Here is a 10,573-nt window from a genome sequence, read left to right as displayed (position 1 = left end):
CGGCCGTCGTCGTCAGTCGGAGGTGCGGTAGAGGCCCTGGAGCAGCCCGATGACGTCGCCCAGGACGGGCGACGGGTCGCTCCGGATCCACGCGGCGTGCACGGGGACCGGCGGGGCGTCGCGGACGACCCGGTAGGCGAGGCCCTGCCGTCGGTACTGGCTCACCGTCGATTCCGCGGTCACTCCGCGGGCGGAGCCGCTGCTGATCACCGTGAGCCAGTCGTCGACGTCGGTCGTCGGGACGGTGATCCGCGGCCGGTCGTGCTCGGGCCAGAGGTCGAGCCGGGTGCTCCCGGTCCGGTCGTCGAGCGCGAGCGGAGCGGTCGCCACCTGGGCGAGGGTGACCGTGCGCTTCGCGGCGAGCGGGTCGTCGACGGACAGGGCGCAGTAGCGCTTCTCGGTGCCGATCAGAGCCGACTCGACGTCCGCAGCCGGAGATCCGCGCCGGAGGATCGCCAGATCGCTGAGGCCCTCCGCGAGCCCCGCGGTGGGCGTGTTGGAGCGGATCAGCCGCAGCTCGTGGCGGGGGAGCGCCGCCGCCCAGCGGCGCTGGAACTCCTGGGTGTGCTCGCCGAGAGCCGACCAGGCGTACCCGATCCGGATCGTGTCCGTCCCCGCCGCCGCCTCCTCGCGCAGATCGTCGACGACGGCCAGGACGCGGCGGGCGTGCCGCAGCACCCGCTCGCCCGCCGGCGCGAGCTCGACGCTGCGGGTCGTCCGGTGGAGGAGCCTTCGTCCGAGGACGGACTCGAGCGCCGCGACGTTGCGGGAGACCGCCGTCTGGGAGATGCCGAGGTCGATCCCCGCGTCGGTGAAGGTCCCGGCGTCCACGACGCCGACGAACGACCGGAGGTGGCGCAGTTCCAGATCCATGACCGCATCCTATTCATGCGGTTCCCGCATCGATCGGACCGGTGACGCATTGTGAGCCGGGGCCGCACGGCTCGCAGACTTCCGGCATGACGAAGCAGCTCTCCGGCGACGGCCGGACCGTCGGCGTCGCGACCGCCCTCGCGAGCGCCCTCTCGAACCAGGTCGGGGCGGCCTCCGGGACGCTGGCCTTCCCGGTCCTGGGCTCCGTCGGAGTGGTCGCCGTCCGGCAGATCGTCGCAGCGCTGATCCTCCTCCCGGTCGTCCGGCCGCGGATCCGCGACCTGACCCGCGCGCAGTGGTGGCCCGTCCTGCTCCTCGCCGTGGTGTTCGGAGCGATGAACCTCACGCTCTACGCGGCCATCGACCGCATCGGGCTGGGGCTGGCGGTGACCCTGGAGTTCTGCGGGCCGCTGGCGGTCGCGCTCCTCGGCTCCCGGAGCAGGACCAGCGCGCTCTGCGCCCTCGTCGCCGGAGCGGGCGTCGTCGCGATCGCCGGGCCGAGGCCCTCGTCCGACCAGCTGGGGATCGCGCTCGGTCTCGCGGCCGCGTGCTGCTGGGCCGCGTACATCCTGCTCAACCGGATCATCGGACTCCGGCTGCCCGGAGCGCAGGGGACCGCCACGGCGACCGGGATCTCCGCCGCCGTCTTCCTGCCTGTCGCCGTCTGGACGCTCGTCACGACGCGCCCCGACGCGGGCACCGTGCTCCTGGCGGTCGGCGCCGGCGTCCTGGCGACGGCCGTCCCGTTCGTGGCGGACGTGATCGCGCTCCGGAGGCTCCCGGCGAGCGTGTTCGGGACGCTCATGAGCGCCAACCCCGTCCTGGCCGCCCTCATCGGCGCGGTCGTGCTCGGGCAGGACGTCGGCGCGGCCGGATGGATCGGCATCGCCCTCATCGTCACCGCGAACGCGGCGGTCCTCCGGCGGGGGCGTCGCGCGCGGTGAGGCCCGGCGGCGGGCCGAGCGAGAGGTGATCCCGTCGAGATGCCGCCGCTGTGCGTTACCTGTTCGTTATGAAAAAGGCGCCTACACGACCAAACCAGGGACACCCTGGGAAACGGCAGGTCGCGGGAGAAAACTCTCCTCCATGAACCAGACAGCGGCACCCGTGCGCGAGCATCGAGCTCTCTACTTCCTGCTCGCCGCCCTCGCGGGCATCGTCACGGGCGGAGTCCTCCTCGCCGTCGCCGAGCTCATCGCCCTCGCGGTCGCCCGCACCGCGAGCCCCGTGCTCGCCCTCGGCGCCTTCATCGTCGACATCGTCCCGCGCCCGCTCAAGGAGTTCGCGATCGAGACGTTCGGCGAGAACGACAAGACCTTCCTGCTCGGCAGCGTGGGCGCCGCGGTCGTCGTCGCCGCCGCGATCGCCGGAGTGCTCCAGCTGGTCCGCCCGCCGCTCGGCCAGGTGCTGCTCGTGATCGCCGGCGGCCTCTCGATCGCCGCCATCGTGACCCGTACCGGAGCGTCGCCGCTCGCCGCGGTGCCCACGCTGGTCGGACTCGTCGTCGCCGTCGTCGTCATGCACCTCCTCTTCACGCGCCTGCGCGGCTGGCGTGCAGCCCGGGCCTCGGAGGCCAGGGGAACATCCTCCGAGGCCCGTCCGGGCGCCCTCGAGCGCCGCGGCTTCTTCCGCATCGCGCTGATCTCCGCCGTCGGCGCGGCCGTCGTCGGCACCGGTGCCCGACTGGTCAACGCGGCGACCTCCTCCCTCGCCGGTGTGCGCGACGCCCTGCGCCTCCCGTCTCCGCGCAGCACCGTCTCGGTCCCCGCGGGCGCCGAGCTCGACATCGAGGGCATCACGCCGCTCTACACGCCGAACGCCGACTTCTACCGCGTCGACACCGCCCTCACCGTGCCCAACCTGGACCCGTCGGCCTGGTCGCTGAAGATCACCGGCATGGTCGACCGCGAGGTGACGCTGAACCTCCAGCAGATCTTCGACATGGGCCTCGACGAGTACGGCATCACCCTCACCTGCGTCTCGAACCAGGTCGGCGGCAACCTCGTCGGCAACGCCAAGTGGCTCGGCGTCCCGCTGCGCGACGTGCTGAAGATGGCCGGCGTGCAGAGCGGAGCCGACATGCTCCTCTCGACCAGCAGCGACGGCTACACGGCGTCCACCCCGATCACCGCGGTCACGGACGACAACCTCGACGCGATCCTCGCCGTCGGCATGAACGGCGAGCCCCTCCCGTTCGAGCACGGCTTCCCGGTGCGGATGATCGTGCCCGGCCTCTACGGCTACGTCTCGGCCACCAAGTGGCTCACCGAGCTCAAGGTCACCACCTTCGAGGCCGACCAGGCCTACTGGACCCCGCGCGGCTACTCCGCCGAGGCCCCCATCAAGATGTCCTCGCGGATCGACACCCCGCGGATCGGTGTCCCCGTCACCTCGGGCGCTCTCAAGATCGCTGGCGTCGCCTGGGCGCAGAGCATCGGCATCGAGAAGGTCGAGGTGAGCATCGACAACGGCGACTGGCAGGAGGCGACGCTCTCGACCCCGGTCAACCTCGACACCTGGGTGCAGTGGTTCGTCGACTGGGACGCCCAGCCGGGCTCGCACTACGTCGCGGTCCGCGCGGTCGACAAGAACGGCATGGTCCAGATCGAGGACCGCGCGCCGGTCGCGCCCGACGGATCCTCCGGCTGGCAGCGCACGCTCATCAACGTCACCTGACGCCCGGTGGAGGCGCCGATCCCCGTGGGTCGGCGCCTCCGGTGCGTCCGCGGCGTCCGTCGCGAGGACGCCCCCGCACCGGGCACCGCGGCACGTCCCGGCCCGGCGCGCAAGCCTCCGCGGCGGCGCGGCCCGCGAGGAGGCGCCGCTCTAGCCTTCGAGGATGCGCTCCCGGCTCCTCCACCTCCGCGAATCCTTCTGGTTCCTCCCGGCCCTGTTCGGCGTCCTCGCCGTCGGGCTGGCGCTGGGGCTGGTCGAGGTCGACCATCTGCTGGTCCGCGCCGGCGTCAGCGACATCCCCCTGATCGAGGACCTGTCGCCGACCGGCGGCCGGGCGATCCTCTCGGCGATCGGCGGGACGATGCTCGGCGTCGCTGCGACCTCGTTCTCGATCACGATCTCGGTGCTGGCGACCACGTCCTCCGCCTACGGGCCCCGGCTGGTCCGCAACTTCATGGCCGACCGCGGCAACCAGGTCGTCCTGGCGGTGCTCACGTCCACGTTCCTCTACTCGCTGATCGTGCTGCGCGCGGTGCACACGGAGGAGGACGCGTCGCTGACGTTCGTGCCGGTGGTGGCCGTCTCGTTCTCGGTGCTGCTCGCGGTGGGCGACGTCGCGGTGCTCGTCTACTTCATCCACCACATCGCGCTGTCGGTGCAGGTGACGACGCTGCAGCAGCGGGTGCTCGGCGAGCTCGTCGACGTCATCGGGCGGCTGCATCCGGAGGACGGGGAGGAGTCGACGGATCCGGAGAAGGCCCTGCTGGCGGAGGAGGCCCTGCCGCCGGCGGGGCGCGAGCCGGTCGTCCTGCGGGCGGTGCGCGGCGGCTACGTCGAGCAGCTCGAGATCGAGCGGCTGGTCGCCCTGGCCCGCCGCGGCGACACGCGGCTCCGGGTGCTCGCGCTGCCCGGCGACCACGTCCTCGTCGGCGACCCGGTGCTCGAGGTCCTGGAGGGGTCGGTCGCCCAGGAGGAGGCGGTCGCCGCGGTCGTCGTCGCCGACGCCCGCACCCCGCACCAGGACCTCCGCTACGCCGTCCAGCAGGTGGTCGAGATCGGAGTCCGCGGGCTCGCGACCGGCACGAACGACCCGTACACCGCGGTCGGCGCCGTCGAGGCCCTGACCAGCGCGCTCGTCGACCTCTGCGGCCGGCCGGAGGCGCGCGGCCGCTACTCCGACGCCGACGGAGTCGTCCGCCTGGTCGTCCCGTGGCCCCGAGCGGGCGAGCTGCTGGCCGACGTGTTCCTCGCCCTGCGCTCGTACGCGATGGAGCAGCCGCTCGTCGTCCGCGCCGGCGTGCGCCTCGCCGAGCGGCTCGCGGTCGTCGCCCGCGGCGGGACCCGCGTCGAGCTGCACCGCCAGGTCCAGGCGTTCGCCGCCGCGCACGCCGCCGCCGACGGCGACGCCCTCGAGGCGCCGGCCCTGCGCGCGTCGCTCGCCGCGCTCGAGGCGCGCCTCGCGGCCTGACGCCCGGCCTGCCCGGCGCTCCGGGAAGCCGCACCGCCCGTGGAGTGCTCGAATCGATTCGAGTAGGCTCGGCGCATGACAGAGAACACCACTGAGCTGCGCGTGGGGGTCGTCGGCCTCGGCTTCGCCGGCACCACCCACCTCGACGCCTTCCAGTCCCTGCCCGGCGCCCGCGTCGTCGCGCTCGCCGGCCAGGAGGAGGCGCGCCTGCACGAACTCGGCGCGACCCGCGGCGTCCCCGACCTCTACGCCGACTGGGAGGACCTCGTCGCCCGCGACGACCTCGACGTCGTCTCCATCGGCGTCCCGAACCACCTGCACCACCCGATCGCCGTGGCCGCGCTCGCGAGCGGCAAGCACGTCTTCTGCGAGAAGCCGCTCGCCACCACCGCCGAGCTGGCGGCCGAGATGGTCGAGGCCGCCCGCACGAACGACCGCGTGCTCGAGATCGCCTACAACCACCGCCGCCGCGCCGACGTCGCCTTCCTCCGCGACTACCTCGACGACGCACCGCTCGGCGACGTCTACCACGCCCGCGCGAGCTGGCAGCGGCGCACCGGCATCCCCGGCATCGGCTCCTGGTTCACCAGCAAGGAGCTCGCCGGCGGCGGCCCGCTCATCGACCTCGGCTCCCACGTGCTCGACATCGCGCTGCACCTGCTCGACGAGCCGCGCGTGACCAGCGTCTCGGCGGTCGCGTACGGCGAGATCGGCCGCTCCGGCCGCGGAGGGCGCCCGCACGGCGTCGCCGCCACCGGCACGCACGCGTTCGAGGTGGAGGACTTCTCGAGCGCCCTGCTGCGCCTCGACAACGGCCGCTCGCTCCAGCTCGACGCCTCCTGGGCCAGCTACTCCAAGGTCGACGAGGACATCGAGGTCGAGCTGCTCGGCTCGGCCGGGGGCGCGCGCCTCCACATCGCCGACTACGCCACGGAGGGGACTCTGACGCTCTACTCCGAGGTCGCCGGAGCGCCGACCGTCTCGCACCCCGACGTGAAGGTCCCCGCCGGACACCACCGCTCGGTCATCGCCGAGTTCCTGGAGGCGATCGCCTCGGGAGCCGACGCGCCCGCGGGCGGCCCCCGCTACTCCGGCCACTACGGCGAGTACGCGCTGCACCGCAGCCGGGTGGTCGACGCGATCTACCGCTCCGCCGCCGAGAAGAAGGAGGTGGCGGTCGCATGAGCGCCCCGATCGAGGTCCTCGTCTGGAACGAGTTCCGCCACGAGACCCGCGGCGACGAGACCGTGCTGCGCCACTACCCGGACGGCATCCACCGCGTCATCGCGGACGGGCTCGCGGAGTCGCTCGGCGACGCCGTCTCGGTGCGTACCGCGACGCTCCCCGAGCCCGAGCACGGGCTCACCGAGGAGGCGCTCGCGACGACGGACGTGCTGCTGTGGTGGGGGCACATCGCGCACGAGGAGGTGTCGGACGAGGTCGTCCAGCGCGTCCTGCGGCACGTGCAGGAGGGGATGGGGATCCTGGTCCTGCACTCGGGCCACTACTCGTCGATCTTCAAGGCGCTCATGGGCACGACCTGCTCGCTGAAGTGGCGCAACGACCGCGACCGCGAGCTGGTCTGGACGATCGCGCCCACCCATCCGATAGCCGAGGGCGTGCCCAGCCCGCTGATCATCCCCGAGCAGGAGATGTACGGCGAGTACTTCGACATCCCGGTGCCGGAGGAGACGGTGTTCCTGTCGACGTTCACCGGCGGCGAGGTGTTCCGCTCCGGCGTGACCTACACCCGCGGCCTCGGGAAGGTCTTCTACTTCTCGCCCGGCGACCAGGACTACCCCGTCTACCACCACCCGGACATCCGGCGCGTGCTGGCGAACGCCGTCCGCTGGGCCCGCCCGACTCGGCCGCGCACGCCCCTCACGGCCGACCACCACCCCCGGGGCTGGTTCGAGTCCTGACGCGGTCCCCTCCCTCTCCGAGGGATGCCGCTCCGGTACGCGACACGCCGTGCCGGGCGCACCGACGTGGCGTCTCGCGGGGAGGTACTGGGGGGATGCAGCAGACGGAGGGGCGCGAGCCGGACGAGGTGCGCCGGTACGGGGAGGCGCCGGAGCAGATCGCGGACGTCTTCCGCGGGGCGCCCGGCGAGGCGCGCCGGCCGGTCGTGCTCGTGCACGGCGGATTCTGGCGCGCGCGGTGGGACCGGCGGCACGCCCGGCCGCTCGCGGCGGCGCTGGCCGACCGCGGGCACGACGTGCTCCTCCCCGAGTACCGGCGCACGGGTGACCCGGGAGGCGGCTGGCCGGGCACCGGCGACGACGTCCTGGCCGTGCTCGCGGCGCTCCCGGCACTGCTGCCCGGCGCCGGGCCGGTCACCCTCGTCGGCCACTCCGCCGGCGGCCACCTCGCCGTCTGGTCGCAGGCCGCCCGTCCGTCGCCGCTCGTCGCGGCCGTGGTGGCGCTGGCGGGCGTGCTCGACCTGGCCGCCGCCTCCGCCGACCGCCTCAGCGACGACGCCGTGGGCGAGCTCCTCGGCGGTGACCTCGCGCTGCTCCCGGGCGCCGACCCCGCGCAGCTGCCCGCGCCGCCGCAGCCGACCACGCTGATCCACGGCGTGCTCGACGAGGACGTCCCCGTCGCCTACAGCCGCCGATACGCCGACCGGCATCTCGCCGTGCAGCTGCACGAGCTCACCGACGCCGACCACATGGCGCTCGTCGATCCGACGACGGCAGCCTTCGCGATACTCCTCACAGCGCTCGGCTGACGCGCGCCGGGAGCAGGACTGCGACGCTCCCGCCCGCCGACGCGCGACGGGAACGGGCCCCCTACAGGACCGGCGGGTACAGGAAGAGCGGGACCTGCGCGGTGGGGAAGGTGCGGGTCACGTAGCTGTGCTTGCCGCCGTAGTTGTACTCCTCGAGGAGCACGGTGCCGTCGTCGTTGACCTTCTGCACGTACGAGACGTGGTTGTAGGTCCACCACGCGACGCAGCCGACGATCGGGACGCTGCTGGTCGCCCAGCCCTTCGCGGCCCAGTTGTCCGGCCACTCGTAGGCGCTGCCGCCGAGCGGGGTGATGTTCCCCCACGTGTACTTCCACGGCGCGGAGGTGCGACCGGCGTCGCGGTTGAGGCGCCAGGCCACGAAGTCGACGCACTCGCGGTAGTAGTAGCCGAGGGGCGAGAGTCCGCCGCCGTCGTCGTCGATGGTCTCGTAGGGCCACGGGTAGTCGTCGCCGACCGCGCGGGTCTGCACGGTCGAGAACTCGCCGCCGTTGGATCCGGAGAGCACGGCCGCCTGGCGGCTGGCCTCGTCGAGCTGCGCCTGGGTCGGGGCGGCGAAGGCGTCGCGGACGGCGGTCTGGCCGGCGGCGTCGGAGGAGACGGTGAGGTTCTGGAGGCCGACCCGGTTCGCGGCGGCGCGGCCGGTCGCGGTGGCGGAGGAGCTGCGGGCGCCGTACGCGGGGATCGCGGCCGTGGCGAAGAGGCCGCCGACCACCGAGAAGGTGCCGAAGGCGAGGGCGCGACGGCTGAGGCCACGGGCTCGGGCGGGTTCGGCGGCGCGGGGAGCGACGGGGCGGGAGGCGGACGCGCGGCGCGGTGAGGCCGGGATCGACCGGGAGGCGGGGGAGGCGACGGCGGGGACCTCGACCGAGACGGTCGGAGCGGTCGCCGCGGCCGTTGCGGCGTCGACGGCGGTGGGCGCGGCGTCGCCAGCGCCTGCGGAAGCGGCGGAGTCGTCCGATCCGCTGCCCTCGACCGCGGCACCGGCGGTCGCCGCGCCCGTCTCCGCCTCGGCCAGGGCCGCACGTCGCTCGGCCTCGCGGGCCTCGCGCCGGGTCAGGGATGCAGTGGTCGGGGTGCCGGCACTCTCCTCAGGGGTGGGAATGCCTGGCTTCGACACGCGTGCGTTCTCCTCGGATGACGGTGGTGACGGGGGTCGGGCGCCGGTGGGGATCCGGCGACGAGCCACTCTAGCCCGAGGCCCGTGCATAACGGAACGATCACGACGGATCCGGCACGGATGCTCCGACCGCTCGCGCCCGCGCGGTGCCAGGATGGGGCGCAACCGGGAAGGAGCTCCTCATGACCGCACCCACCCCCACCGGGCCCGTCCTCGTCGGCATCGTCGACGGCCAGCGACCCGAGGTCCTGCGCACCGCCGCCCGCGTCGCCGCCGACGCCGGAGCCGCCCTGCTGCTCGTGTCGGTCTCGGCCGATCCGTACCTCGTCGGCGAGTACGTCGATCCGATGACAGGCGGCATCCCGCTCGGCTTCGTCGGCGCCGCGGCCGACCGCGGCGAAGGCCCGTCCCTCCCGCCCGGGCTCCGCGAGACGGTCGAGCACGAGCTGGACGGCAGCACCGTGCAGTGGTCGCTGCGCGCGGCGCGGGGCGAGCCCGCCCTGGCGCTCGCCGAGGTCGCCGAGGAGGTCGACGCGCGGATGATCGTGGTCGGCACCCGCGACGCGGGCGTGCTCGCGAGCATCGCCGAGTTCCTCAGCGGGAGCGTCGCCGCCCACCTCGCTCACCGCCAGCACCGCCCCGTGCTCGTCGTCCCGCGCGCCGACCGCGACCCGTCGCGCCCGGCGCCCTGGGACCTCGCGGAGTGACGCGACCCCTCCACCTGCGCCCCTCCGCGATCCTCCTCGTCGCGGCGGGCGGAGCCGTCGGCACGGCTGCCCGTGCCGCGATCGGCGCCGCACTGCCCCCGTTGGGCGTCGTGCCGGTCGCGACGCTCGCCGTGAACCTGCCGGGCGCGTTCCTCCTGGGCCTCCTGCTCGAGGCGCTGGCGCGGCGCGGGCCGGACGAGGGCGGGCGCCGCACCCTGCGCCTCCTGCTCGGCACCGGCGTGCTGGGCGGATTCACGACCTACAGCACCTTCTCGCTCGACACGGTCGCGCTGCTCGAGGGCGGCCACGTCGTGGAGTACCTGCTCTACACCGGCGGCACGCTCGTGCTGGGCGTGCTCGCCGCGGCGCTGGGCATCGCGGTCGCGGGGCGGCGGAGGGCGGCGGCGTGACGCCCGGCCTGCTGCTCGCGGTCGCTCTCGCGGGCGGAGTCGGAGCGGCCGCACGGCTCGTCGTCGACGGGGTCGCGCGGTCGCTCGTGCCGGCGCGCTGGCCGGTCGGCACCGCGCTGATCAACGTGAGCGGGTCGCTGCTGCTCGGAGTCGTCACCGGGCTCGTGCTGGCCGGCGTCCTCGACCCGGTGTGGCGGGCCGTGCTCGGGACGGGCGTGCTCGGCGGCTTCACCACGTTCAGCACGGCGAGCGTCGAGACCGCGCGGCTGCTGCTCGACCGGCGCTGGGCGGCCGGCCTGGGCTACGGCGTCGGCACGGCGGCGCTCGCCGTCGCGGCGGCCGCCGCGGGCCTCGCGCTGACGGGCGTCCGGCTGTCCTGAGCGGCGCGGTGGGGTGCTCAGGAACGGCGTGCGGCTCCGCTCCTCGCCGCCCTTCGCCGCCACCCGCCCCTCCGCGCCCGCCTCATCGACCCCGCCCCGTCACTCCTGATCCCCCCGCTCACGGGGCAGGCGTCCGCCGCCGCCCGCGAGCCGACGCGGATCCTCGCGCTGTGACCCCCGGTCGAGGGAC

General features: G+C 74.2%; 11 protein-coding genes. 9 read left to right on the top strand and 2 right to left on the bottom strand.

Translation table 11 applies throughout. From position 1 onward, the window contains the following. Positions 1–12: 12 nt before the first annotated feature. A complete protein-coding gene (locus tag C5C27_RS02730; protein WP_104313548.1) occupies positions 13–873 on the bottom strand; it encodes a LysR family transcriptional regulator in 861 nt (286 codons plus the stop codon). An 86-nt stretch (positions 874–959) separates the two neighbouring features. Here C5C27_RS02730 and C5C27_RS02725 point away from each other — a divergent pair, with 86 nt between their 5' ends. The 6 genes from C5C27_RS02725 to C5C27_RS02700 all read left to right on the top strand — a co-directional run bounded on the left by C5C27_RS02725 (position 960) and on the right by C5C27_RS02700 (position 7,748). Then, the gene (locus C5C27_RS02725) at positions 960–1,817 is read left to right on the top strand and encodes a DMT family transporter (protein WP_104313547.1); all 858 of its coding nucleotides are present in this window, start codon (positions 960–962) and stop codon (positions 1,815–1,817) included. A gap of 142 nt (positions 1,818–1,959) precedes the next feature. After that, entirely contained in the window at positions 1,960–3,549 is a 1,590-nt protein-coding gene (locus C5C27_RS02720; protein WP_104239239.1) for a molybdopterin-dependent oxidoreductase, read from the top strand. A gap of 163 nt (positions 3,550–3,712) precedes the next feature. Next, positions 3,713–5,017 carry a DUF2254 domain-containing protein gene (locus tag C5C27_RS02715; RefSeq protein ID WP_104313546.1) on the top strand — a complete coding sequence of 435 codons (1,305 nt, stop codon included), beginning with the start codon at positions 3,713–3,715 and terminating at the stop codon, positions 5,015–5,017. Positions 5,018–5,092: 75 nt separating this feature from the next. Then, positions 5,093–6,202: a Gfo/Idh/MocA family protein gene (locus C5C27_RS02710; RefSeq protein ID WP_104239241.1), complete on the top strand. Its 1,110-nt coding sequence runs from the start codon at positions 5,093–5,095 to the stop codon at positions 6,200–6,202. Next, complete coding sequence (locus tag C5C27_RS02705; RefSeq protein WP_104226581.1) at positions 6,199–6,939, top strand: ThuA domain-containing protein; 741 nt, start codon at positions 6,199–6,201, stop codon at positions 6,937–6,939. Before C5C27_RS02710 ends, C5C27_RS02705 begins: the two co-directional genes overlap by 4 nt. 95 nt (positions 6,940–7,034) lie before the next feature. After that, complete coding sequence (locus tag C5C27_RS02700) at positions 7,035–7,748, top strand: alpha/beta hydrolase (protein WP_104313545.1); 714 nt, start codon at positions 7,035–7,037, stop codon at positions 7,746–7,748. A 61-nt stretch (positions 7,749–7,809) separates the two neighbouring features. Here the strand turns inward: C5C27_RS02700 and C5C27_RS02695 are convergent, their stop codons facing one another. Further along, entirely contained in the window at positions 7,810–8,886 is a 1,077-nt protein-coding gene (locus C5C27_RS02695) for a CHAP domain-containing protein (protein WP_104313544.1), read from the bottom strand. Positions 8,887–9,068: 182 nt separating this feature from the next. Between C5C27_RS02695 and C5C27_RS02690 the strand changes: the two genes are divergently transcribed. From C5C27_RS02690 to C5C27_RS02680, 3 genes are read left to right on the top strand one after another with little or no spacing between them, the layout of a single operon-like run. Continuing rightward, entirely contained in the window at positions 9,069–9,593 is a 525-nt protein-coding gene (locus C5C27_RS02690; protein ID WP_104239244.1) for a universal stress protein, read from the top strand. After that, on the top strand, positions 9,590–10,003 hold the full coding sequence (locus C5C27_RS02685) for a CrcB family protein (protein WP_104313543.1): 414 nt from the start codon (positions 9,590–9,592) through the stop codon (positions 10,001–10,003). Before C5C27_RS02690 ends, C5C27_RS02685 begins: the two co-directional genes overlap by 4 nt. Further along, on the top strand, positions 10,000–10,383 hold the full coding sequence (locus C5C27_RS02680) for a CrcB family protein (RefSeq protein ID WP_104226584.1): 384 nt from the start codon (positions 10,000–10,002) through the stop codon (positions 10,381–10,383). The genes C5C27_RS02685 and C5C27_RS02680 overlap by 4 nt, the downstream gene beginning before the upstream one ends. Positions 10,384–10,573 lie beyond the last annotated feature (190 nt).

The sequence above is a fragment of the Rathayibacter sp. AY2B7 genome (assembly GCF_002931635.1).
Lineage (GTDB): Bacteria > Actinomycetota > Actinomycetes > Actinomycetales > Microbacteriaceae > Rathayibacter.
This window is presented reverse-complemented; position numbering and strand designations above follow the sequence as displayed.

What these genes read in the sequence shown, in the direction of transcription:
- C5C27_RS02730 (WP_104313548.1), bottom strand. Translation starts at nt 873, where the DNA reads ATGGATCTGGAACTGCGCCACCTCCGGTCGTTCGTCGGCGTCGTGGAC.
- C5C27_RS02725 (WP_104313547.1), top strand. Translation starts at nt 960, where the DNA reads ATGACGAAGCAGCTCTCCGGCGACGGCCGGACCGTCGGCGTCGCGACC.
- C5C27_RS02720 (WP_104239239.1), top strand. Translation starts at nt 1,960, where the DNA reads ATGAACCAGACAGCGGCACCCGTGCGCGAGCATCGAGCTCTCTACTTC.
- C5C27_RS02715 (WP_104313546.1), top strand. Translation starts at nt 3,713, where the DNA reads ATGCGCTCCCGGCTCCTCCACCTCCGCGAATCCTTCTGGTTCCTCCCG.
- C5C27_RS02710 (WP_104239241.1), top strand. Translation starts at nt 5,093, where the DNA reads ATGACAGAGAACACCACTGAGCTGCGCGTGGGGGTCGTCGGCCTCGGC.
- C5C27_RS02705 (WP_104226581.1), top strand. Translation starts at nt 6,199, where the DNA reads ATGAGCGCCCCGATCGAGGTCCTCGTCTGGAACGAGTTCCGCCACGAG.
- C5C27_RS02700 (WP_104313545.1), top strand. Translation starts at nt 7,035, where the DNA reads ATGCAGCAGACGGAGGGGCGCGAGCCGGACGAGGTGCGCCGGTACGGG.
- C5C27_RS02690 (WP_104239244.1), top strand. Translation starts at nt 9,069, where the DNA reads ATGACCGCACCCACCCCCACCGGGCCCGTCCTCGTCGGCATCGTCGAC.